We start from the raw sequence: 24697 nt of genomic DNA on the forward strand, positions 1-24697 counted from the left end.
GCGCGACGGAATTTCAAACAAGATTTCAAACGGTAAAGTGTCTTGAGACACGTTCACACCTGACGTACAGCGACATCAAACGGGATGGAAGGGTTTCGATGACAGGCGCAGACAAGCCCAATGTGGTTACGACGCGGTGGTGGTGGGTCCGTCATGCGCCGGTGCGCAATGACGGCGGCAACATCTACGGGCAGAGCGATCTCGCTTGCGACACCAGCGACACCTACGTCTTCAATGCTGTTGCCAAGGTGCTGCCACGCAAGGCGGTCTGGTATTCGAGCAATCTGATGCGCACCCACCAGACCGCGGAAGCGATCTGGGCGGCCGGCTTCCCAAGGCCTGTATCGATGAAATGGGAAGCAGAGCTGGCCGAACAGAATCTCGGACGCTGGCAGGGCATGAACCGCGCCCAGTTCATCGCCAGCCGCCCCGTCGGCGCGAGCTGGTTCGCCGACATCAACGAGCCCGCGCCCGGCGGCGAAAGCTTCATGGATCTCTACAACCGCACGCGCCGTACCGTCGAGCGGATCAACAACCAGGCGGCCGGGCAGGATGTGATCGCGGTCGCGCATGGCGGCACCATCAAGGCGGCGATCGGCCTCGCACTCGACGGCCAGGTAGAGCGGGCACTGTCGTTCGACATCGACAACTGCTCGATCACGCGGCTCGATTATTTCTCAAGCCCCGAACGCTCGGTCTGGCGACTGCCGATGGTCAACCAGCAGCCGTGGATCGCTGATGACGCGCACGCCGAGATGCATCAGCTGGCGGGGCCGGAAGTCAAGAAGCTCGCCTGACGCCATTGTCCGCTCGTGCGGACGCGGCGTAAGCTTCAAGTCAATCAAACCATAATCTGGGAGGAAACCATGACCTTGTTCGACATGAAGGGGAAAGTCGCCGTCATCACCGGCTCGACGCGCGGCATCGGGCTGGCGATCGCCGAGCGCATGGCCGAGCACGGCGCCAAGGTCGTGATCTCCTCGCGCAAGGCCGATGTCTGCGACCAGGTTGCGAAGGGCATCAACGACAAGTTCGGCAACGGCACGGCGGTCGCGATCGCCGCCAACATCTCGTCGAAGGAAAATCTGCAAAACCTCATCGATGAGAGCAACCGCGCCTTCGGCAAGATCGACGTGCTGGTCTGCAACGCCGCGTCGAACCCGTATTACGGCCCGCTCGCCGGCATCTCCGACGATCAGTTCAGGAAGATTCTCGACAACAACATCGTCGCCAACAACTGGCTGATCTCGATGGTGGTGCCGCAGATGATCGAGCGCAAGGACGGCTCGGTCATCATCGTGTCCTCGATTGGCGGCCTGAAGGGCTCGACCATCCTCGGCGCCTACGCGATCTCCAAGGCCGCCGACATGCAGCTCGCGCGCAACCTCGCCTGCGAATACGGCAAGCACAACATCCGCGTGAACTGCATCGCGCCCGGCCTGATCAAGACCGATTTTGCCAAGGCACTGTGGGACAATCCGGAGAATTTGAAGGCCTCGACCTCGCGCTCGCCGCTGCTGCGCATCGGCATCCCCGACGAGATCGCCGGCGCCGCCGTGTTCCTGGGATCGAAGGCCGGCGACTTCATGACCGGCCAGACCATGGTGATCGACGGCGGCGCGACGATTAGTTGAGGCGGTCGAAGCGGGAGGGGGCAAGCAGCCCACCCCAGCATCGGTGTCATCGCCCGCGAAGGCGGGCGATCCAGTATTCCAGAGGCCGGCAATAGAGAGCTCGCTCTCACAACATCCGCCGCGGCGTACTGGGCGGATTCAATCGGTCGTCGCAACACTCGGAGGTTTGAGGTTGCGATGAACATTGTAAGGCGCCGATCGGCGCAATCAGGACGAGCCCCATTGCCATCGCCAGGACGGCCGTCTGTTGCAGGACGCAATGAACAGAATAAATTTTGGCGGGCGATTGCCGCGGGGCTAAGTAGCGAAGATGCTGCGCTGGAAGCCGGATTGTCACAACCTGTCGGAGGCAGATTATTCCGAAAGGCGGGCGGCATGCCACCAGCGATGTTCAGATCTTCGGCAAATGCGCTCTCCGGGCGGTACCTCTCGTTGGTTGAGCGCGAGGAGATCGCACTGCTCAAGGTGCAGGGCCATTCCATACAGGAGATTGGACGTCGCCTGGGGCGGGCTGCTTCGACAGTCTCCCGTGAACTGCGGCGCAACGCGGCCACCCGCGGCGGCGGGTTGGAGTATCGGGCAACAACTGCCCAATGGCATGCGGATCGATCCGCCCGCCGGCCCAAGCCGACCAAGCTTGCGCTCAATGCAACCTTGCGCACTTATGTGCAGGAGAGACTTGCTGGCGACGTCGTAGCCCCGAGCGGCGCTCCCGTTCTTGGTCCCGTCGTTCCGTGGAAGGGGCGCCGGCATGGCCCGCGCAAGGATCGGCGATGGGCCAAAGCCTGGAGCCCCGAGCAGATTGCCCGACGCTTGCCGATCGACTTCCCGGACGACAAGACGATGCGCATCAGCCACGAAGCTATCTATCAAGCTCTCTTCGTCCAGGGCCGTGGGGCGCTACGCCGCGAGCTGACGGCCTGCTTGCGAACAGGGCGTGTATTACGGATGCCCAGAGCGCGCGTACGCAGGCGAGGCAAGGGTTTTGTCTCCCCGGAGATCATGATCAGTGAGCGCCCTGCTGAAGCTGCCGATCGAGCAGTGCCGGGACATTGGGAGGGAGACCTCATCCTCGGTCTTGGCAGCTCGGCAATCGGCACGCTGGTCGAGCGCACGACGCGCTTCACGATGCTATTGCACCTTCCCCGGTTGGCGGGGCATGGCGAAGCTCCGCGCGTGAAGAACGGACCTGCGCTCGCGGGACACGGGGCCGAAGCCGTGCGCGATGCGATCACGCGCACCGTCATCACCTTACCCGAAGAACTGCGTCGATCGCTGACTTGGGATCAGGGAGCCGAAATGGCTCAGCACGATCGTCTCAAGATCGATGCGGGTATCCAGGTCTACTTCTGCGACCCGCAAAGCCCTTGGCAGCGCGGCACTAACGAGAACACCAACGGATTGCTGCGGCAGTACTTTCCGAAAGGCACAGACCTGAGCATCCACAGCGCCGACGAAATATCCGCTGTGGCAGCGGCCCTCAATGCCCGACCGAGAAAGACACTAGGCTGGAAAACGCCAGCGGAGGCGCTTGACGAACTGCTGTCATGAGTGAAATTAATTGGTGTTGCGACGACCGATTGAATCCGCCCTGGATGCCCCGGTCAAGCCGGGGCATGACAGCGAGAGTGAGGACGCAGCGTCGCGACTAGCGCGACTAGGCGGACGACCTCAATCCACCGCCGCGTAAACCAGATCCCGCACCAGCGTCCGCGTGTGGTCGCGCTGCCCCGGTCCCTGCGACATAAACACGACGAACAGATCCTCCTTCGGATCGATCCAGAAGAACGTTCCCGCAATGCCGCTCCAGAAATACTGACCGACGCTGCCGGGGAACGGCGCGATGCCGGCCTCGCGGCGCACGGCGAAGCCGAGGCCGAAGCCGTGGCCCGGCGACAGCAGCGTGCCGTTGGTCACGACGTGCGGCCCGAGGTGATCGGATGCCATCAGCTCCAGCGTCTTGCGGCCGATGATCCTGTTGCCGTCGAGCGTGCCGCCGTTGCGGAGCATCAGCGCGAAGCGGGCGTAGTCCATCGTGGTCGAGACCAGACCGCCGCCGCCGGACTCCATCACTGGCTGCTCGAGCATGTTGAACAGCGCGACCTTGTCGCCGGTCCAGGGATCGGCTTCGAACGGCTGAGCGAGCCGGCCGGCATTGGCTTCGCTGGTGGAGAAGGCGGTTTCAGTCATCTGCAACGGCGCGAGGATGCGCTCGGTGAGGAACGCGCCGAGCGATTTGCCGCTGACAACCTCGATGATGCGGCCGAGGATGTCGGTGGAGCGGCTGTAGTTGAACTCGTCGCCGGGATGGCAGACCAGCGGGAAGCTTGCCACCAGCGCGGCATGCTCGGCATTGGTGATCTTGCGGCTGCGGACGCGGGACTCCTGGTAGAGCTTGTGCACGGGGCCGTCGCCCTGGTGCTCATAAGTGAGACCAGAGGTGTGGCGGAGCAGGTCCTGCACCGTCATCGGCCGCCGGGGCGGAACCAGTTCCAGCTTGCCGCCGCTGACCACGCCGACCTTCTGGTCCGCGAACTCCGGAATGAACTTGGCGACGGGATCGGCGAGGAGCAAATGGCCATCCTCGACCAGCGTCATGATGCCGACCGAGACGATCGGCTTGGTCATCGAGAAGATCCGGAAGATCGAATCAAGCGCCATCGGCGCAGGTCCCGCCGGGCTCTGCTTGCCGAGCGCCTCGAACCAGCCGACCTGGCCGCGCCGCGCCACCAGCACGGTGACGCCGGGGACGGTTCCCTTGTCGATCTCGCGTTCGAAGGCGTCCGACATCGCCTGGAGGCGAGGGCGCGACAGGCCCAGCGTTTCCGGCCTGGCCTCGGGCAAAGGCGGGGTTTTCGGCGCGGTGGCGGCTTGGGCGGCGGCTGTGGCAGTCATGTTCACTCCCGGGGGCACATTATTATCGAGAATGAACTCTGGCCCGGAAGGCGCGGCACAAACAAGCGAAGCCAGCGCGCTTCACCCTTGCAAACCAGCCGCCCCCTGTGCTTGAAAGCGCCCCTGATCCGCGTGGCGACGCGAGGGTCCGTAGGAGTGTAGCTCAATTGGTAGAGCACCGGTCTCCAAAACCGGGGGTCGCAGGTTCGAGCCCTGCCACTCCTGCCAGCTAATCCCAGACAATCAGGATCGACAGGCAGGACGGCGGCGGGCCGACAAGCTCGGACCGTGGATCATGCGGACCGGGTAAGCCCTTGATCCGGATCGGGTCCGCTGGCCTCGGCCGCGCGTGTCCCGGCCAGCCCACACCTTGACCTTTGGCCCCATCCGCAGTATCTACCCCGCACTCGCAGCCGGCCCGTTAAACGCGGATTTCCGGCGCGGCTTTGAAATCCCCGAACAATCGAGCCCGGTTTCCCGGCTCATCCTTCGAGACAGAGGGCTGGGCCAACGGCGGCTGTTCGGATCCCTGAAATTCATTCGCGTCTGTCGACAGACGTTGGACATCAAACGATGGCAGTCAGCCCGTTCAAGTTTTTGCAGGAAGTGCGCTCGGAGACCGCCAAGGTCACCTGGCCGACCCGTCGTGAGACCACGATCACCACCATCATGGTGTTCGTGATGGTCGCCGTGGCCTCGATATTCTTCTTCGCCGCCGACCAGATCATCCGTTACCTCATCACCTTCCTTTTGGGCATTCACTGATGGCAACAGCCGCTGCAACCCAATCGACCGACAAGCGCTGGTACATCGTCCACGCCTACTCGAACTTCGAGAAGAAGGTCGCCGAATCGATCCGCGAGCAGGCCAAGCAGCGCGGGCTCGAGGAGCTGTTCGAGCTGGTGCTGGTTCCGACCGAGAAGGTCACGGAAGTGCGCCGCGGCCGCAAGATCGACGCCGAGCGCAAGTTCTTCCCGGGCTACGTGCTGGTGAAGATGAAGCTGACCGACGAGGCGTTCCATCTGATCAAGAACACCCCGAAGGTCACGGGCTTCCTCGGCGCCGAGAACAAGCCGATGCCGATCTCGGAAGCCGAGGCCATGCGCATCCTGCACCAGGTGCAGGAGGGCGTGGAACGGCCGAAGGCGTCGGTGTCGTTCGAGATCGGCGAGAACGTGCGCGTGGCCGATGGCCCGTTCGCCTCGTTCTCGGGTGTGGTCGAGGAAATCGACGAGGCGCGCTCGCGCGTGAAGGTCGCGGTGTCGATCTTCGGTCGCGCCACGCCGGTCGAACTGGAATTCGGTCAGGTCGAGAAGGTCTGATCGATTGAGGCGTGAGGCTTCGGTCTCACGCTAGCAAGAGGCCGTGGGAGGGAGAGGGCGGTTGCCAGCCGCATCCGACCCAGACCACGAACCTGAAACCGCCGGCCCTGCCGGCACAACAGGAGTGATACATGGCAAAGAAAGTGACCGGATACCTGAAGCTTCAGGTCCCGGCCGGTGCGGCGAATCCTTCGCCCCCGATCGGTCCCGCGCTTGGTCAGCGCGGTCTCAACATCATGGAGTTCTGCAAGGCGTTCAACGCCCAGACCCAGAAGGAAGAGAAGAACACCCCGATTCCCGTCGTGATCACGATCTACGCCGATCGTTCGTTCACGTTCGAGATGAAGACACCCCCGATGTCCTTCTTCCTCAAGCAGGCCGCCAAGATCCAGTCCGGCTCGAAGGCGCCGGGCCGTGATAAGGCCGGCAAGGTGACCAAGGCGCAGGTGCGCGAGATCGCCGAGAAGAAGATGAAGGATCTCAATTGCGATTCCATCGAATCGGCCATGAAGATGGTCGAGGGCTCTGCCCGTTCGATGGGTCTGGAAGTGGCGGGGTAAGCGGTCATGGCAATCGGAAAGCGTTTGAACAAAGCCCGCGAAGGTGTTGACCGCGAAAAGCTTTACCCGCTCGCGGACGCCATCAAGATGGTCAAGGAACGCGCGAAAGCGAAGTTCGACGAGACCATCGAGGTCGCGATCAATCTCGGCGTCGATCCGCGTCACGCCGACCAGATGGTCCGCGGCGTCGTGACCCTGCCGAACGGCACCGGTCGTACGCTCCGCGTCGGCGTGTTCGCCCGCGGCGCCAAGGCTGACGAAGCCAAGGCTGCTGGTGCCGACGTCGTCGGCGCCGAGGACCTGGTCGAGAAGGTGCAGAACGGCTCGATCGATTTCGACCGCTGCATCGCCACCCCCGACATGATGCCGCTGGTCGGCCGTCTCGGTAAGGTGCTCGGCCCGCGCGGCCTGATGCCGAACCCGAAGATCGGCACCGTGACCATGGACGTCACCGGTGCGGTGAAGGGTGCCAAGGGCGGCTCGGTCGAGTTCCGTGTCGAGAAGGCCGGCATTTTGCAGGCCGGCGTCGGCAAGGCCTCGTTCTCCGAGGAGAAGCTGGTCGAGAACATCAAGGCTCTGGCCGATGCTGTCTCGAAGGCGAAGCCGGCTGGCTCCAAGGGCACCTACATCCAGCGCGTTGCGGTGTCCTCGACGATGGGCCCCGGCGTGAAGGTCGAGCCGGGCACCATTCTCGGTTAAGGCTTGCCTCGGCTGAGGTTTGGAAATTGCATGAGGCGAGGGGCGGAATTGGGCAACCGATTCCGCCCCTCGTCGTTTGTGGCGGCGTTCATCGGAAACAAGAACCGGGAAACAAGAAAAAATGGCTGACAAGGTCCTGGTCTACTCGCGCTTCCCGAAGACGATGATAGCGCGCTTCGCCGAGCGGTTCGAACTGCTCGACACCGGCGGCAAGCCGGCGCGCGAGGTGTTTTCGGCCGATGAGCTCGGCGGCATCCGCGCGATGCTCACCGCCGGCGGCTCGCCGCTCGAGGCAGAGGCGATGGACCTGTTTCCAAAACTCGGCGCCATCGTCTGTTACGGCACCGGTTATGACGGCGTCGACCTGAAGGCGGCCGCCACCCGCAACATCGCGGTCGGCCACAGCCCCGGCGCCAACGCGGCCTCCGTCGCCGATATCGCGATGACCCTGATGCTGGCGACGACGCGGCGGATCCTGGTCGCCGACCAATATGTCCGCAGCGGCGATTGGGCCGGCTCAAAGCAGTCGCCGATGATGCGCCCGCAGGCCGGCATGCCCGGCCGCCGTATCGGCGTCTACGGCATGGGCGAGATCGGCCGCAAGATTGCGGCCCGCTGCGCCGCCTTCGAGAGCGAGGTCGGCTATTTCAGCCGCACCAAATACGATCTGCCCTATCAATATTTCCCGACGCTGGAGGCGCTCGCCGACTGGTGCAGCGTGCTGATGATCGCGGTCCGGGCAGGGGCTGAGACCCAGCACGTCGTCAACGCGGATATCCTCGGGCGACTCGGGGAGCACGGCTATGTCGTCAACATCTCCCGCGGCTCAGTGATCGACGAGAAGGCCTTGGTCGCGGCCCTGACCGACAGGACCATCGCCGGCGCCGGCCTCGACGTCTTCGAGAAGGAACCGCACGCCCCCGACGCGCTGACGGCGCTCTCCAATGTCGTGTTCGCCCCGCATATCGGCGGCCACACCCTCGAATCGCACGTCGCCATGCAGAACTGCGTGCTGGCGAACCTGACGGCTTTCTTCGCGGGCAAGCCGCTGCCATACGGGGTCAAATCGGCCTGAATCGGCCCTTGTCGGGCCGCCTCAAGCCCGGCCGGCAACGGATTGGAACTGGTGTGAATTTTGCTCTTGGCAAGCGGGCTCCGAGCGGTTAAAGAACCGCTTCCGGACGTGCCGGCCTCGGCTGGCGCGTTCGTGCACGCATTCCGAAAACCCGACAAGACAGGAGATCATTCCTTTTCAGGACGTCCGTGAGGATTTGCCCGAAAAGGAAGGAAAACCCGTCGGTTGGTGGAGTGCGGGCAGGGGTCGGGCGGTTCGCCGGCTGACCTTGTCCTGTCCAAGACTGCAGGCGCCCGCGGGAAATTTCGATTTCTCAACGGCTTAATCGCATGGCCTGCATAGACGGGTGAAGACCGGATTTCACTTCGCGCCCCAGCTTTAACGGCTGGTTTGCGAGACGGGTCTGGTTCGGACCTCGACACGCCGTGGGCCTTAAGGGCTCCCGGAGGGCAGGCTTTGAATTGTCGTCTCGCCCGGCGCGTGTCCGAAGGGGTTTTGGCCCCGAGGTTCAGGTTTTGGGTGGGGCGATGGGTGCAACCCGGCGGTCCCGCTTCTCGCGATGACCGCCAACCGGAAAGAGCTTGCTGTGGAACGAGCGGCAAAAAAGGAAGCGGTCGAACAGCTCAATGGGGTCTTCAAGACCACGAGCGTCGCGGTCGTTGCTCAATATTCCGGCCTGACCGTTGCCCAGATGCAGAAGCTGCGTATGCAGATGAAGCAGGCTGGCGCCTCGGTGAAGGTCTCGAAGAACCGTCTCGCCAAAATTGCTCTTGAAGGCACTGACGTCGTTGCCATCGGCCCCATGCTGAAGGGACCGACCGTGATCGCCACTTCGAACGATCCGGTAGCGGCGCCGAAGGTCGCCGTCGAATTCGCCAAGACGAACGAAAAGTTCGTCATCATTGGCGGCTCGATGGGAAAGACCGTCCTGAATGTCGACAGCGTGAAGGCACTTGCCTCGCTGCCGTCGCTTGATGAACTGCGCGCCAAGATCGTCGGCCTGCTTGTGGCCCCGGCGACCAAGATCGCTCAGCTCGCCAATGCGCCCGCGGGCAAGCTCGCGCGCGTCATCCAGGCTCATGCCTCAAAGGGCGAAGCGGCCTGACGCCCTTCGCAAAACTCAAACCCGAACCAGACTTACACTCAAGGAAACTGAACAATGGCTGACTTGCAGAAGATCGTTGACGACCTCTCGAGCCTCACCGTGCTCGAAGCTGCCGAACTCGCGAAGCTCCTCGAAGAGAAGTGGGGCGTTTCGGCTGCCGCGGCTGTCGCCGTGGCCGGCCCGGCTGGTGGTGGCGCTGCCGCCGCTCCGGCCGAAGAGAAGACCGAGTTCACGGTCGTTCTTGCCGCCGCCGGCGACAAGAAGATCGAGGTCATCAAGGAAGTCCGCGCCATCACCGGCCTGGGCCTGAAGGAAGCAAAGGACCTCGTCGAGGGCGCGCCGAAGCCTGTCAAGGAAGGCGTGAACAAGGACGAAGCCGAGAAGATCAAGGTCCAGCTCGAGAAGGCTGGCGCGAAGGTCGAGCTCAAGTAAGCAACGCTTACTGGCCGGATCCCGGGGCGCGCATCTTGCGAGGCCCGGGATCCTGGTCCATCCCCAAAAGGGGCGGGCTAGATGCAAAAGGCGTGCGACGGAACGCTCCGACGTAGGCCGAACACGAAAAAGTGTTGGGATTTGAAGGTTAACCCCTCGAATCTCGACTATTGTCGCCCCATATCGGTTCGACAGCACGAAAGCGCGGTGGGCAGGGATGCCGGATTCCCTGTAAGCCGTTGGGAGAGCAGGCTATTTCGGGCTTTTGCAGTCCGTGAAGACAATCGTTGTGACGGGCGGGCGTGCCTATGCGCCCCGCGCGTCGTTTTGCGTTTTGAAGGTCTGAAGAACAGATTCAGGACATGACGGCCTGAAACTGGATTTTTAGTCCCCGAAACGGGTTCGAAAAATTCAACCCGGGGAGCGGTGGCAACCGCGTCCTGGACGGCGCGCCCGGAGCGGGCGACGAAATGAGAGGCCACGATGGCGCAGCAGACATTCACCGGTCGCAAACGCGTTCGCAAGTTCTTCGGACACATCAAGGAAGTCGCCGAGATGCCGAACCTCATCGAGGTTCAGAAGGCGTCCTATGACCAGTTCCTGATGGTCGACGAACCCGCGGGCGGGCGTCTCGACGAGGGCCTGCAGGCTGTGTTCCGCTCGGTGTTCCCGATCTCCGACTTCTCGGGCACCTCGATGCTGGAATTCGTCCGCTACGAGTTCGAGCAGCCGAAATACGACGTCGACGAGTGCCGCCAGCGCGGCATGACCTTCGCGGCACCCCTCAAGGTGACGCTGCGCCTCATAGTGTTCGATATCGACGAGGAAACCGGCGCGAAGTCGGTGAAGGACATCAAGGAGCAGGACGTCTACATGGGCGACATTCCGCTCATGACGATGAACGGCACCTTCATCGTCAACGGCACCGAGCGCGTTATCGTCTCGCAGATGCACCGTTCGCCCGGCGTGTTCTTCGACCACGACAAGGGCAAGACCCATTCCTCGGGCAAGCTGCTGTTCGCCGCCCGCGTCATCCCGTATCGCGGCTCCTGGCTCGACATCGAGTTCGACGCCAAGGACATCGTCTATGCGCGTATCGACCGTCGCCGCAAGATTCCGGTGACGTCGCTGATGTTCGCGCTCGGCCTCGACGGCGAGGCGATCCTGTCCACGTTCTACAAGAAGATTCTCTACAAGCGGACCAAGGAAGGCTGGCGCGTTCCGTTCGACGCCAACCGTTTCCGCGGCTACTCGACCATCAACGATCTGATCGACGCCGACACCGGCAAGGTCGTGCTCGAGGCCGGCAAGAAGCTCACCGTGCGCGGTGCGCGTCAGATGCAGGAGAAGGGCCTGAAGGCGCTGCGGCTGTCCGATGAGGAGCTCGTCGGCAACTATCTCGCCGAGGACCTCGTCAACCCGAAGACCGGCGAGATCCACGCGGAAGCCGGTGAAGAGATCACCGACAAGTCGATGAAGGCCCTCAACGAGCAGGGCTACAAGGAACTGCCGCTGCTCGACATCGACCACGTCAATGTCGGCGCCTACATCCGCAACACGCTCTCGGCCGACAAGAACATGACGCGTGAGGACGCGCTGTTCGACATCTACCGCGTGATGCGTCCGGGCGAGCCGCCGACGCTGGATTCGGCGCAGGCGATGTTCCAGTCGCTGTTCTTCGACGCCGAGCGCTACGACCTGTCCGCGGTCGGCCGCGTCAAGATGAACATGCGCCTCGACCTCGATGCGCCCGACACCCAGCGTACGCTGCGCAAGGAAGACATCCTCTCCGTCATCAAGACGCTGGTGGATTTGCGCGACGGCAAGGGCGAGATCGACGACATCGACCATCTCGGCAACCGCCGCGTGCGCTCGGTCGGCGAGCTCATGGAGAACCAGTACCGCATCGGCCTCCTGCGCATGGAGCGCGCGATCAAGGAGCGCATGTCCTCGGTCGACATCGACACGGTCATGCCGCAGGACCTGATCAACGCGAAGCCGGCGGCTGCCGCCGTGCGCGAGTTCTTCGGCTCCTCGCAGCTCTCGCAGTTCATGGACCAGACCAACCCGCTGTCGGAGATCACCCACAAGCGCCGCCTGTCGGCGCTTGGACCGGGCGGTCTGACCCGCGAGCGCGCCGGCTTCGAGGTGCGCGACGTGCATCCGACGCATTACGGCCGCATCTGCCCGATCGAGACGCCGGAAGGTCCGAACATCGGCCTGATCAACTCGCTCGCGACCTTCGCGCGCGTGAACAAGTACGGCTTCGTCGAGACGCCGTACCGCAAGGTCAAGGACGGTCGCGTCACCGACGAGGTCGTGTACCTCTCGGCGATGGAAGAGGGCCGCTACACGGTCGCGCAGGCCAACGTGCCGCTCGACCCGAAGGGCCGCTTCACCGAAGATCTCGTGGTCTGCCGTCACGCCGGCGAAGTCTTGCCGGTGACGCCGGACAAGGTCGACTACATGGACGTGTCGCCGAAGCAGCTCGTTTCGGTCGCCGCGGCGCTGATCCCGTTCCTCGAGAACGACGACGCCAACCGCGCGCTGATGGGCTCGAACATGCAGCGCCAGGCGGTGCCGCTGGTTCGCGCCGAGGCGCCGTTCGTCGGCACTGGCATGGAAGGCGTGGTTGCGCGTGACTCGGGTGCCGCGATCGCGGCGCGCCGTTCGGGCGTGATCGACCAGATCGACGCGACCCGCGTCGTCATCCGCGCCACGGAAGATCTCGATCCGACCAAGTCGGGCGTCGATATCTACCGTCTGATGAAGTACCAGCGCTCCAACCAGTCGACCTGCATCAACCAGCGTCCGCTGGTGAAGGTCGGCGACATCGTCAAGAAGGGCGACATCATCGCCGACGGTCCGTCGACCGATCTCGGCGAGCTCGCGCTGGGGCGGAACGTGCTGGTCGCGTTCATGCCGTGGAATGGCTACAACTTCGAAGACTCGATCCTGCTCTCCGAGCGGATCGTGAAGGAAGACGTCTTCACCTCGATCCACATCGAGGAGTTCGAGGTGATGGCCCGCGACACCAAGCTTGGCCCTGAGGAAATCACCCGCGACATTCCGAACGTCTCGGAAGAAGCGCTGAAGAACCTCGACGAAGCCGGTATCGTCTACATCGGCGCGGAAGTGCGCGCCGGCGACATCCTGGTCGGCAAGATCACGCCGAAGGGCGAAAGCCCGATGACGCCGGAAGAAAAGCTTCTGCGCGCCATCTTCGGCGAAAAGGCCTCCGACGTTCGCGACACCTCGCTGCGCGTTCCTCCGGGCGTGCAGGGCACGATCGTGGAAGTGCGCGTGTTCAACCGTCACGGCGTCGACAAGGACGAGCGTGCGCTGGCGATCGAGCGGGAAGAGATCGAGCGTCTGGCCAAGGACCGCGACGACGAGCAGGCGATCCTGGACCGCAACGTCTACAACCGTCTTGCCGAGCTCCTCGAGGGACGGCAGGGCATTGCGGGCCCGAAGGGCTTCAAGAAGGACACCAAGATCACCCGTGCGGTGCTCGAGGAGTACCCGAAGTCGCAGTGGTGGCTGTTCGCTTCGCCGAACGACAAGCTGATGGCCGAGATCGAGGCCATGCGGAAGCAGTACGACGAGTCGAAGAAGGGGCTGGAACAGCGCTTCCTCGACAAGGTCGAGAAGCTTCAGCGCGGTGACGAATTGCCGCCCGGCGTGATGAAGATGGTCAAGGTCTTCGTCGCGGTGAAGCGCAAGATCCAGCCCGGCGACAAGATGGCCGGCCGTCACGGCAACAAGGGCGTGGTGTCGAAGATCGTGCCGATCGAGGACATGCCGTTCCTCGAAGACGGTACGCATGCCGACATCGTGCTCAATCCGCTCGGCGTGCCCTCGCGCATGAACGTCGGACAGATCCTCGAGACCCATCTCGGCTGGGCTTGCGCCGGCCTCGGCAAGCGTATCGGCCAGACGGTCGATGCCTATCTGTCGAAGCAGGACATCAAGCCGCTGAAGGAAACCTTGAAGAAGGTCTACGGCGAGGACGAGACGATCAAGTCGCTCAACGACAACGAGTTGATCGAGCTCGGCCACAATCTGAGCCGCGGCGTGCCGATCGCGACGCCGGTGTTCGACGGCGCCAAGGAAGCCGACATCGAGGAGATGCTGAAGCTTGCCGGTCTCGACGCTTCGGGTCAGTCGACCGTCTATGACGGCCGTACCGGCGATGCCTTCGATCGCAAGGTGACGGTGGGCTACATCTACATGCTCAAGCTGCACCATCTCGTGGACGACAAGATCCACGCGCGTTCGATCGGTCCGTACTCGCTCGTCACCCAGCAGCCGCTGGGCGGCAAGGCGCAGTTCGGTGGCCAGCGCTTCGGCGAAATGGAAGTGTGGGCGCTCGAGGCTTACGGCGCGGCGTACACGCTCCAGGAGATGCTGACGGTGAAGTCGGACGACGTCGCCGGCCGTACCAAGGTGTACGAGGCGATCGTCCGCGGCGACGACACGTTCGAGGCCGGTATTCCGGAATCGTTCAACGTGCTGGTCAAGGAAATGCGCTCGCTCGGCCTCAACGTCGACCTGCACAACTCCAAGGTGGGACCGGCGCCGACGTCGGAAGCAGCCGAGTAATACGACCTTTCATGCCCGGCCTTCACGGCCGGGCATCGGCGCCCCTCCCGAGGCCTTGAGGGCAGGGCGCCCCGATTGAGTGATTTTCGAATTTGCGGCCGTAGGCGACCGGCACGCGAGGAGAAGACGATGAACCAAGAAATTATGAATCTCTTCAACCCGACGACTCCGGCTCAGGTCTTCGACCAGATCCGGATTTCGATCGCGTCTCCTGAGAAGATTCTGTCCTGGTCCTACGGCGAGATCAAGAAGCCGGAGACCATCAACTACCGTACCTTCAAGCCCGAGCGCGACGGCCTGTTCTGCGCCCGCATCTTCGGGCCGATCAAGGACTACGAGTGCTTGTGCGGCAAGTACAAGCGCATGAAGTACAAGGGCATCATCTGCGAGAAGTGCTCGGTCGAGGTCACGCTGTCGCGTGTCCGGCGCGAGCGCATGGGCCATATCGAGCTCGCAGCCCCCGTCGCCCACATCTGGTTCCTGAAGTCGCTGCCCTCGCGCATCGGCCTTCTGCTGGACATGACGCTGAAGGATCTCGAGCGGATCCTCTACTTCGAATATTACGTCGTGCTCGAGCCGGGCCTCACCGCGCTCAAGGACCGTCAGCTCTTGTCGGAAGACGAGTATCTGAAGGCGCAGGACGAGTACGGCCAGGATTCCTTCACCGCCATGATCGGCGCGGAAGCGATCCGCGAGCTGCTCAAGGGCATGGACCTCGAGAAGCTCGAAGCCACCTTGCGCCTCGAGATGCAGGAGACCGACTCCGACATCAAGCACAAGAAGCTCGCCAAGCGCCTGAAGATCGTGGAAGCGTTCCGCCACTCCGGCAACAAGCCGGAATGGATGATCATGACCGTGGTTCCGGTGATTCCGCCGGACCTGCGTCCGCTGGTGCCGCTGGACGGCGGCCGCTTCGCGACCTCGGACCTCAACGACCTCTACCGCCGCGTCATCAACCGCAACAACCGCTTGAAGCGGCTGATGGAGCTGCGTGCGCCCGACATCATCATCCGCAACGAGAAGCGCATGCTTCAGGAAGCGGTCGATGCGCTGTTCGACAACGGCCGCCGCGGCCGCGTCATCACGGGTGCCAACAAGCGTCCGCTGAAGTCGCTCGCCGACATGCTCAAGGGCAAGCAGGGCCGCTTCCGTCAGAACCTGCTCGGCAAGCGCGTCGACTATTCGGGCCGTTCGGTGATCGTGGTCGGTCCCGAGCTGCGCCTGCATCAGTGCGGCCTGCCGAAGAAGATGGCGCTCGAGCTGTTCAAGCCGTTCATCTACTCGCGGCTTGACGCCAAGGGCCTGTCCACCACCGTGAAGCAGGCGAAGAAGCTGGTCGAGAAGGAGCGGCCCGAGGTCTGGGACATCCTGGACGAGGTCATCCGCGAGCATCCGGTGCTGCTCAACCGCGCACCGACGCTGCATCGTCTCGGCATCCAGGCGTTCGAGCCCGTGCTGATCGAGGGCAAGGCGATCCAGCTGCATCCGCTGGTCTGCGCCGCGTTCAACGCCGACTTCGACGGCGACCAGATGGCCGTGCACGTTCCGCTGTCGCTCGAGGCGCAGCTGGAAGCGCGCGTCCTGATGATGTCGACCAACAACATCCTGCATCCGGCGAACGGCCAGCCGATCATCGTGCCGTCGCAGGACATCGTGCTCGGTCTCTACTACGTCTCGATCATGCGTGAAGGCCTGCCCGGCGAGGGCAAGATCTTCGGCGACATGGCCGAGCTCGAGCACGCGCTGCACGCGAAGGTCATCCACCTCCACACGAAGATCAAGTATCGGTGGCAGGGCATGGACGAGACCGGCAAGGTCTCGACGCGCTGGATCGAGACCACCGCGGGCCGCGTCATGCTCGGCAATCTGCTGCCGAAGAACCCGCGGATTTCGTACGAGATCATCAACAAGCTGATGACCAAGCGCGAAATCTCGGGCGTGATCGACCAAGTCTACCGTCACTGCGGCCAGAAGGAGACTGTGATCTTCTGCGACCGCATCATGGCGCTCGGCTTCTACAACGCGTTCAAGGCCGGCATCTCGTTCGGCAAGGACGACATGGTCGTGCCGCACTCCAAGTGGAAGATCGTCGACACCACCCGTACGCTGGCGAAGGATTTCGAGCAGCAGTACAACGACGGTCTGATCACCCATGGCGAGAAGTACAACAAGGTCGTCGACGCCTGGTCGAAGGCCACGGAAGAAATCGCCAAGGCGATGATGAAGGAGATCTCCTCGACCAAGAAGACGGCGAGCGGGGCGGATGCCGACATCAACTCGATCTACATGATGGCTCACTCCGGTGCCCGCGGTTCGCCGGCCCAGATGCGCCAGCTCGCCGGCATGCGCGGCCTGATGGCCAAGCCGTCGGGTGAGATCATCGAGACGCCGATCATCTCGAACTTCAAGGAAGGTCTCTCGGTGCTCGAGTACTTCAACTCGACCCACGGTGCCCGTAAGGGCCTCGCGGACACCGCGTTGAAGACCGCGAACTCGGGCTACCTGACCCGTCGTCTCGTCGACGTGGCGCAGGACTGCATCATCACGCAGAACGACTGCGGCACCAAGCTCGGCATCAAGATGCGCGCCATCGTCGATGCCGGCACCGTGGTCGCCTCGCTCGGCTCGCGCATCCTCGGCCGCACGGCCTGCGAAGACGTGCGTGACAGCTCGGGCAAGGTGATCATCAAGCGCGGTACGCTGATGGAAGAGAGCCATCTGGACGCCATCCACCAGGGTGGCGTGCAGGAGGTGAAGATCCGCTCGGCACTGACCTGCGAGCTCGTCAACGGCATCTGCGGCATGTGCTACGGCCGCGACCTCGCCCGCGGCACGCCGGTCAACCACGGTGAAGCCGTCGGCGTCATCGCGGCGCAGTCGATCGGCGAGCCCGGCACCCAGCTGACCATGCGCACCTTCCACATCGGTGGTGCGGCGCAGCTCAACGAGCAGTCGTTCGTCGAATCCAACTTCGACGGCAAAATCGTGATCCGGAACAAGGCCATCGCCCGCAACAGCGAAGGTCACCTGGTCGCGATGGTCCGCAACATGGTGATCGCGATCGTCGATGCCGACGGCACCGAGCGTGCGACGCACCGTATCCAGTACGGTTCGCGCCTGCACGTCGACGAGGGCGACACCGTCAAGCGCGGCCAGCGCATCGTCGAGTGGGATCCCTACACCCGTCCGCTGCTCACCGAAGTCGAAGGTACCATCGGCTTCGAGGATCTGGTCGAGGGGCAGTCGATCTCGGAAACGCTCGACGAGGCCACCGGTATCGCCAAGCGCGTGGTCATCGACTGGCGCTCGACCCGCGGCGGCGCGGACCTCCGTCCGGCCATCGTGGTCAAGGGCAAGGACGGCAAGGTGCTCAAGCTCGCCCGTGGCGGCGATGCCCGCTACATGCTGTCGGTCGATGCCATTCTCTCGGTCGACGTCGGAGCCAAGGTCAATACGGGCGACATCCTCGCCCGTGTCTCGACCGAAAGCGCCAAGACGCGTGACATCACCGGCGGTCTGCCGCGGGTGGCGGAACTGTTCGAGGCACGGCGTCCGAAGGATGCGGCGATCATCGCCGAAATCTCGGGCACCATCCGGTTCGGACGCGACTACAAGAACAAGCGTCGCATCTCGATCGAGCCGATGGACAAGACCGACGAGGCACGCGAGTACCTGATCCCGAAGGGCAAGCACATCCACCTTCAGGACGGCGACGTCGTCGAAAAGGGCGACTTCATCGTCGAAGGCAACCCGGCGCCGCACGACATCCTGGCGGTCAAGGGCATCGAGGAGCTCGCGGCCTATCTGGTCAACGAGATCCAGGAAGTCTACCGGCTCCAGGGCGTGCTCATCAACGACAAGCACATCGAGGTGATTGTCCGTCAGATGCTCCAGAAGGTGGAAGTCACCGACCAGGGCGATACGGACATGATCTCCGGCGAGCAGGTCGACAAGATCGAGTTCGACGCGCTCAACGAGAAGGCGAAGGAAGAGGGCAAGAAGATCGCCACGGGAACGCCGGTTCTGCTCGGCATCACCAAGGCGAGCCTCCAGACCCGCTCCTTCTTCTCGGCGGCCTCGTTCCAGGAGACCACCCGCGTCCTCACGGAAGCGGCGGTCAACGGCAAGGTCGATCCGCTCGAAGGCCTCAAGGAGAACGTCATCGTCGGCCGGCTGATCCCGGCGGGCACCGGCGCCTCTATGGCCAAGATCCGCGAAGTCGCGATGAAGCGCGACAAGCTGATCCTGGACGAGCGCGAGAAGCAGGCGGCCGTCGTGTCGCCGGCGCCGGAAGCGGAGCTTCCTGCGCTGCCTCCTGCGGAATAATCCTTCATCCGTAGGAATACCGAGGACAATGAAAAGGCCGGCGCAAGCCGGCCTTTTTGCTGCTTTGTTTGCCTGTTGCGGTGCAGGATCAACCTTTGTTCATCTTTCCTTCAGGCGCAAAAGCGCTTCTGCTAAGGGAAGTTAGACCGGTGGTCCCGTGACGGGGGCAGGGCCGGAGACCACGGAACTCATATGCTTGATCTCGCAATCGTAGGCGGCGGCCCCGGCGGGCTGATGAGCGCCTGGTACTTGAAGCGTAAGCTCGGCGACCTCTGCCGCATCACCATCTACGAGGCCTCCGACCGACTCGGCGGCAAGATCGTCACGCGCAAATTCGATTCCGCGCCGGCGATGTACGAGGCCGGCGTTGCCGAGATCTACGACTACTCGATGACGGGTCCCGATCCGCTGCGCGAGCTGATCCAGCATTTCGGACTTCAGACCATTCCGATGGACGCCGAGCAGGTGCAGTTCGGCGGCGAGCTCCTCAACGACGTCGCGGGCATGCGCCGCAAATACGGCGCCAAGACTGCGGCGGCGATCGAGGCGTTCCGCGAGCGCTGCGCCGAGTCGATGTCGCCGATCGAATATTACGAGGGCGTCGGCGCGCACGACAACGAGAATCCCTGGGCCTACAAGACCGCCGAGCAGGTGCTCGACGAGGAGGTCGAGGACGAAACCGCAAAGCGTTTCTTCAAGGTGATGGCGCGCTCCGACATCGCGACCGAAACCCACAACACCAACGGGCTCAACGCGCTCAAGAACTACCTGATGGATGTCGACGGCTATATCGGCCTCTATTCCATCCAGAACGGCAACGAGCAGCTGATCGAGTGCCTGCAGTCGGAGGTCAACGCCGACGTCCAGCTCAATCACCGCGTGCTCACCGTCGGCAAGGCGCCGACCGGCCGCTACCAGCTGAAGATGATGAACGGCAAGGGGCCGGAGACGCGCGACTTCGACCTCGTGCTGGTCTGCCTGCCGCATTCGTGGCTCGCGACGATGGGCTGGGAAGGCGAGCAGCTCCGCAAGTCGATGGTCAAGCACGTCTCGTATTTCGATCGTCCCGCGCACTATCTGCGCGTCTCGATCCTGTTCGACACGCCGTTCTGGGGCGAGAAGATTTCCGGCGCCTGGTTCATGTCGGAAGCCTTCGGCGGCTGCTGCGTCTACAACGAGGGCGCGCGTCATGACGTCGGCAAGCACGGCGTGCTGAACTGGCTGATTCCCGGCTCCGATGCGCTGGCCTTCGCCAATTTGTCGGATCAGGAGCTGATCGACGCCGCACTGAAATCGCTGCCCGCCTCGCTCGGCGATGCGCGTTCGCATTTCGTGGAAGGCAAGATCCACCGCTGGCTGTCGTCGGTGAACGCCATCCCCGGCGGTCTGCCCGTGCGCGACGTCATGACCAATCACCGGCCGGAGCCGAAGGAGCATCCCGGCATCGTGGTGGTCGGCGATTATCTGTTCGACTCCACGCTGAACGGTCTGCTCGACTCCTCGGACGCTGCGACCGACATCATCCTGACCGAGATGATGCGCCTGCGCCGCGAGCGCGCACAGGAAGAGGGCGAGCCGGTCTCGGACAAGATCGACCGCGACTATTTCGAGAACTATCGCGGCCTCGGTCCCTACAGCGACGCCTGGCGCCACTTCACCGATCCCGATTATCTGACCAGGCTGATCGGCATCGTCTGGGGCAAGGCCAGGGGCGCCAAGCTGCTGGTCGCGGGCTCGGCCAGCGGCGAACTGGTGGGCGCGCTGCGCGATCGCGGCATCGATGCCTTCGGCATCGAGAACAACCGCGCCATCCACGCCAGGACGCCGAAGGCGCTGAAGAAGTACAACAAGCTCGGCTCGATCACCGACATGCCGTTCAAGGATGGCGCCTTCGACTTCGTGTTCGAGACCAGCCTCTGCCATGTTTCCCCGAAGCAGGTGGTCCGCGCGATCCGCGAACTGAACCGCGTGGTCAAGACCGGCCTCGTGTTCGGCTCGATCACCTCGGACATGGCTTCGGTGGTGATCGACCGCTACGACCTGCTGCGCGGCGTCAAGAAGCTCGGCACCTGGTGGGAATGGTCCGAGCTATTCTTCGGCAACGGCTTTGACCTGTCGATGCATCGCAAGGACTGCACCGATGCGCTCTGGGAGGCGACGCTTGCCGCCAACAAGGGCCCGGGCCAGTGGTACGCCGACGCCGACAGCCTGCGTTATTCCTTCTTCGACAAGGTCGAGGGTGAGGACGACGACTAGAGACAGGATCGGACCGGCGTAGCCAATTGCTTTGCCGAATTCGTCATGATCGCATAGAATCGGTGCGATAGCGGTTGCCGCTATTTCCTGCTTTCTCCGCGGTCATGCCGGCCGTCAGCATCGGTTGGTTTCATGGCGTCCAAGCCCCTCCCGCCCGACAAACAGAAACTCGCCACGGAAGAGGCGGCCGAGCTCGACGACAAGCTTGTCCCAGTCAAGCCGGACCTCGAAGACGACGAGGACGACGAAGACGAGGAGGATGACGAGCTGGAGCTCGACGACGACGATGAGGACGAGGAGCTCGTCGTCTTTACCGCGCGCGAGGCCGCAGGCGCGCTCGCGACCATCCTGGGTTTCGTCAAGCCGTTCCTGTCCAACTACAAGCGGATGCTGTCATTCGTGGCGTTCGGCGTCTGCGTCGAGACGCTGTTCAACGTCATCATGCCGCTCAGCCTGAAGTACCTGATCGACGACGCGCTCGGCGAGGAGGATTTCCAGGCGCTCTACAAGATCCTCGGCGTGCTCGCGGTCGCCGGCATCTTCACCTCGATCGTGGCGGTCTGGTACGAGCGCTGGGACGCCAGGCTGGCTGCCTGCATCATCTCCGATGTCCGCAAGCGCCTGTTCGAGCATGTCCAGGACCTGCCGGCGGCCTATTTCGGCCGCACCAAGCGCGGCGAGATCCTGTCGCGCTTTTCCGTCGACCTTTCGGCCTTCGAGGGCTCGGTCAAGACCTTCGCCAACAGTGCAGCGCTGCCGTTCCTGGAATTGATCGCCGGCATCATCCTGATGTTGTTCCTGAACTGGCAGCTCGCCGCGGTCGCGCTGCTGGTGTTCCCGATCACGCTGATCGGGCCGCGCATCCTCACCCCGAAGGCGGTGCAGGCCAATTACGAGCAGAAGCAGAACGAGAGCGCGCTGCTCGGCATGGTGCAGGAGAATGTGGCCGCGCAGGCCGTGATCAAGGCGTTCAGCCTGCAACGCAAGATGTTCGGCTTCTTCAGCTTCCGCAACGACGAGACCCGCCGCAAGATCGCTTCGGCTGCGTTCCTGTCGACCATGGTGGAGCGGACGGTCACTATTTCGGTGCTGCTGCTGCACCTCGTCGTGCTCGCGATCGGCGCGTATCTGGCGACCAAGGGCCAGATCACCATCGGCACCTTCGTCACCTTCGAGAGCGCGTTCTGGGAGGTCTCCTACAACATCGCTCACGTGATGCACTTCATCCCGGTGTCGATCTCCTCGGCCGCCGCGATCCGCCACATGCAGGAGCTGCTGGACGAGCCGACGCGCGGCGCCGATCGTCCCGGCGCGCCCGATCTGCCGCGCATCACCAACGACATCACCTTCGACCACGTGACGTTCCAGTACGAAGGCAGCCAGACGCCGGTGCTGGACAATCTCAGCCTCAAGCTCAACGCCGGCAAGCGCATCGCCATCGTCGGCCCCTCGGGCTCCGGCAAGAGCACGCTGCTCAATTTGATCCTGCGGCTGTACGTGCCCAACGAGGGGCGCGTCGCCATCGACGGCGTCGACGTGCGCAAGGTAACGCTGGATTCGCTGCGCCGGAGCATGGCGGTGGTGTTCCAGGAGAACATGCTGTTCAACATGTCGATTCGCGAGAACATCCGGCTCGGCAAGGAAGGCGCGACCGACGAGGAGGTGGAGGACGCCGCCAAGAAGGCCGAGATCCACCGCTACATCATGAGCCTGCCGCAGCGCTACGACACGCCGGTCGGCGAGCGCGGCGATACGCTGTCGGGCGGCCAGCGCCAGCGCATCGCGATCGCGCGCGCGGTCATCCGTAATCCTTCCGTGCTGCTACTGGACGAAGCCACCTCGGCGCTCGACCAGACCACCGAGGCCGCGATCAACCGTACGCTGCTGAAGGTCGCGAAGGGGCGCACCATGATCTGGTCGACCCATCGCCTGACCTCCGTGGTCGAGATGGACGAGATCATCGTGATCTCAGGGGGCAGGGCGATCGAGCGCGGCTCGCATGCCGAGCTGCTCGCCAGGAACGGCACCTATCGCAAGCTGTGGAACGACCAGATCCACCAGCCGCATGGCGCTGTGGCTCAGGCCGATGACGACAGCGACGATGACGACGAGGATGAAGACGACCTCGACGAGGATGACGAGGACGAGGACGACGAGGAGGCGTGACCGAGGAAGTTCGGCTCCAGATGAATTGCTCCTCCGAGCGGCCGCAGCAAGCCTTGAACTGACCAAGCGATGAAGCGCGCCCAGCGCTGCGCGGTCCAGTAGGGACTCGTCGCGGTCGAGACGGAGCGGAACTCGAACGCCTTCGCCGCCGACCATTCGTCGCAGGCCCGCTTGACCGGATCGGCGTAGAAGGTGGCGATCTTGGCCCCGTCCATCCCGTCGGAGGCGAGCCAATCCGGGATATGGACGTTGCAGAGCCGCTCGACGTCGGTGAAGACCTTGTCGCAGCCGGTGCCGGCGGCGGGGCAGGAGGTCGAGAACGCATCGCCCACCAGCACGAGGCCTGGCTGGCCGCTTGCGTCGTTCGCATAGAGGTCGACCGGACGGATCTTGATCTCGCCGGCGATGTCGAAGGCGCCGGTGATGCGCTTGAGCCGGGGCAGGGCGGCGTTCAGCGTCTCGGCTGGCGCGCGGCGCAGCTCGCGCAGCCATGGGTCGTCGACGCCGCGATAGACGAACAGATTGGCGCGCATCCGCGGACCGGTCGGAAACAGTGTGATGTAGGGGATTCGGTCGCTCGGCCGCTCCGAGAAATAGGTCAGCGCCGGGAAGTCGAACGAATTCCGCCCCGCCGGCACCGCGTCGAACCCGATCGAGATCGAATGGCAGGCGCTGATGATTTTTCGCGCGATGCCGAGCTGGTGGCGCAGGCCGACATTCAGGCCGTTGGCGAGCACGACGAGTCGGGCCGAGATCGTCTCCTCACTGGAGAGCGTGATCTTTTGCCGCTCCGGGCTCGTCGAGAGCGAGACCGCCTTGGCGCAAATGCGCTCGACGCCGGCAGGGATCTCGTCGCGGATGGCGTTGACGAGCGAATCGTAGAGGATGTTGAACTGCCGACTCGGTGCCTTGTCGAGCAACCGGCCGAATCGAGCGATCCAGTTTTCGCCGGCAAAAGTCGCGCGGCGCAGCACCGATTCTCCGATTCCGGTCTTCAGGAATCGCTCGACCTGGACGTGACCACTGAGTTTTTCGACTCGAAAGTCCGCCGGATAGCTCTCATGCGGGTCGATCAGCATCGTCGAAATGCCGGCGCGGCCGAGCATTGCGGCGGCGGTTGAGCCGGACAATCCCCCGCCGATAATGGCAATGTCGGTGTAGCGCATGGTGCAAATCTCTGCCGCAGGCGGCAGATTGACGCATCAACAGGAAAAAAAGCCTTAGCAATGGTTATAAAAGTACATTTAGCCCGGGTATAAATTGTTTTTGGGCTGGCGGAACAGGCGTCCGGTCCCCATATCCGGCAGGCGCGATGAGTGCGGGCAAACAGCGATTTCGTCAGGTGGCAGAAGCGTTTTCTGACTGTCGTTTCGCCTTGACTTGGCCGACTCTCACTTATAGAAAGCGCCTCACTTAACGACAGGCGGTGAGCATCGCCAGCGTCGGAACGGGCCACCCGTTGATCCGCAGGGACTAGATCCCCAAGGATCGGATCCTCAGGGATCGCTAAGACGGGCACCAACCTCGACGAATGCCGCTCAAACGCTGTCGATCATAGCTAGGCAATGCCAGTGCGATTTTAGGTCTCTTGAGCTCGTTCTCTTGAGATCGAATTCGGATGCATG

At 63.2% G+C, this 24697-nt stretch carries 16 protein-coding genes and 1 tRNA gene; 15 read left to right on the plus strand and 2 right to left on the minus strand.

Annotation, left to right across the window (positions count from 1 at the left end):
- The first annotated feature begins 98 nt into the window (after positions 1 to 98).
- The 3 genes from AB7Z56_RS17565 to AB7Z56_RS17575 all read left to right on the plus strand — a co-directional run bounded on the left by AB7Z56_RS17565 (position 99) and on the right by AB7Z56_RS17575 (position 3185).
- Positions 99 to 797: a histidine phosphatase family protein gene (locus AB7Z56_RS17565; protein ID WP_354124158.1), complete on the plus strand. Its 699-nt coding sequence runs from the start codon at positions 99 to 101 to the stop codon at positions 795 to 797.
- A 69-nt stretch (positions 798 to 866) separates the two neighbouring features.
- A complete protein-coding gene (locus AB7Z56_RS17570; protein ID WP_063982568.1) occupies positions 867 to 1634 on the plus strand; it encodes an SDR family NAD(P)-dependent oxidoreductase in 768 nt (255 codons plus the stop codon).
- Between the two features lie 177 nt (positions 1635 to 1811).
- Positions 1812 to 3185, plus strand: a complete 1374-nt coding sequence (locus AB7Z56_RS17575) for an IS30 family transposase (RefSeq protein ID WP_354266075.1) — start codon at positions 1812 to 1814, stop codon at positions 3183 to 3185.
- 120 nt (positions 3186 to 3305) lie between these two features.
- Here the strand turns inward: AB7Z56_RS17575 and AB7Z56_RS17580 are convergent, their stop codons facing one another.
- A complete protein-coding gene (locus AB7Z56_RS17580; RefSeq protein ID WP_354124159.1) occupies positions 3306 to 4529 on the minus strand; it encodes a serine hydrolase domain-containing protein in 1224 nt (407 codons plus the stop codon).
- 152 nt (positions 4530 to 4681) lie between these two features.
- On the opposite strand from AB7Z56_RS17580, the gene AB7Z56_RS17585 reads away from it, so the two are divergent.
- From AB7Z56_RS17585 to AB7Z56_RS17640, 12 genes are all read left to right on the plus strand, one after another.
- Positions 4682 to 4757, plus strand: a tRNA-Trp gene (locus AB7Z56_RS17585).
- A gap of 345 nt (positions 4758 to 5102) precedes the next feature.
- Positions 5103 to 5294, plus strand: coding sequence for a preprotein translocase subunit SecE (gene secE, locus AB7Z56_RS17590; RefSeq protein ID WP_007611620.1), 192 nt, complete (start codon positions 5103 to 5105; stop codon positions 5292 to 5294).
- Positions 5294 to 5851 carry a transcription termination/antitermination protein NusG gene (gene nusG / locus AB7Z56_RS17595; protein WP_063982569.1) on the plus strand — a complete coding sequence of 186 codons (558 nt, stop codon included), beginning with the start codon at positions 5294 to 5296 and terminating at the stop codon, positions 5849 to 5851. Before secE ends, nusG begins: the two co-directional genes overlap by 1 nt.
- A gap of 131 nt (positions 5852 to 5982) precedes the next feature.
- Positions 5983 to 6411, plus strand: coding sequence for a 50S ribosomal protein L11 (gene rplK / locus AB7Z56_RS17600; protein WP_006611824.1), 429 nt, complete (start codon positions 5983 to 5985; stop codon positions 6409 to 6411).
- A gap of 6 nt (positions 6412 to 6417) precedes the next feature.
- The gene (gene rplA / locus AB7Z56_RS17605) at positions 6418 to 7110 is read left to right on the plus strand and encodes a 50S ribosomal protein L1 (RefSeq protein WP_014494487.1); all 693 of its coding nucleotides are present in this window, start codon (positions 6418 to 6420) and stop codon (positions 7108 to 7110) included.
- A 121-nt stretch (positions 7111 to 7231) separates the two neighbouring features.
- Complete coding sequence (locus tag AB7Z56_RS17610) at positions 7232 to 8185, plus strand: 2-hydroxyacid dehydrogenase (RefSeq protein WP_354124160.1); 954 nt, start codon at positions 7232 to 7234, stop codon at positions 8183 to 8185.
- 586 nt (positions 8186 to 8771) lie between these two features.
- Positions 8772 to 9290, plus strand: a complete 519-nt coding sequence (gene rplJ / locus AB7Z56_RS17615; RefSeq protein WP_063986291.1) for a 50S ribosomal protein L10 — start codon at positions 8772 to 8774, stop codon at positions 9288 to 9290.
- Between the two features lie 54 nt (positions 9291 to 9344).
- Positions 9345 to 9722 (plus strand): 50S ribosomal protein L7/L12, encoded by a 378-nt coding sequence (rplL, locus tag AB7Z56_RS17620; RefSeq protein WP_028152883.1) that lies wholly within the window; start codon positions 9345 to 9347, stop codon positions 9720 to 9722.
- 483 nt (positions 9723 to 10205) lie between these two features.
- Positions 10206 to 14324 carry a DNA-directed RNA polymerase subunit beta gene (gene rpoB, locus AB7Z56_RS17625; protein WP_028152884.1) on the plus strand — a complete coding sequence of 1373 codons (4119 nt, stop codon included), beginning with the start codon at positions 10206 to 10208 and terminating at the stop codon, positions 14322 to 14324.
- A 129-nt stretch (positions 14325 to 14453) separates the two neighbouring features.
- Complete coding sequence (gene rpoC / locus AB7Z56_RS17630) at positions 14454 to 18650, plus strand: DNA-directed RNA polymerase subunit beta' (protein ID WP_071912831.1); 4197 nt, start codon at positions 14454 to 14456, stop codon at positions 18648 to 18650.
- Positions 18651 to 18842: 192 nt separating this feature from the next.
- On the plus strand, positions 18843 to 20906 hold the full coding sequence (locus tag AB7Z56_RS17635) for an FAD-dependent oxidoreductase (RefSeq protein WP_354124161.1): 2064 nt from the start codon (positions 18843 to 18845) through the stop codon (positions 20904 to 20906).
- A gap of 132 nt (positions 20907 to 21038) precedes the next feature.
- Positions 21039 to 23072, plus strand: coding sequence for an ABC transporter ATP-binding protein (locus tag AB7Z56_RS17640; RefSeq protein ID WP_071912834.1), 2034 nt, complete (start codon positions 21039 to 21041; stop codon positions 23070 to 23072).
- Here AB7Z56_RS17640 and AB7Z56_RS17645 read toward each other — a convergent pair.
- Positions 22985 to 24238, minus strand: a complete 1254-nt coding sequence (locus AB7Z56_RS17645) for an FAD-dependent oxidoreductase (RefSeq protein WP_354233826.1) — start codon at positions 24236 to 24238, stop codon at positions 22985 to 22987. The two genes, AB7Z56_RS17640 and AB7Z56_RS17645, sit on opposite strands and share 88 nt — an antisense overlap.
- Positions 24239 to 24697 lie beyond the last annotated feature (459 nt).

It is taken from the genome of Bradyrhizobium sp. 482_C4_N1_8 (genome assembly GCF_052075965.1).
Classification (GTDB): domain Bacteria; phylum Pseudomonadota; class Alphaproteobacteria; order Rhizobiales; family Xanthobacteraceae; genus Bradyrhizobium; species Bradyrhizobium barranii.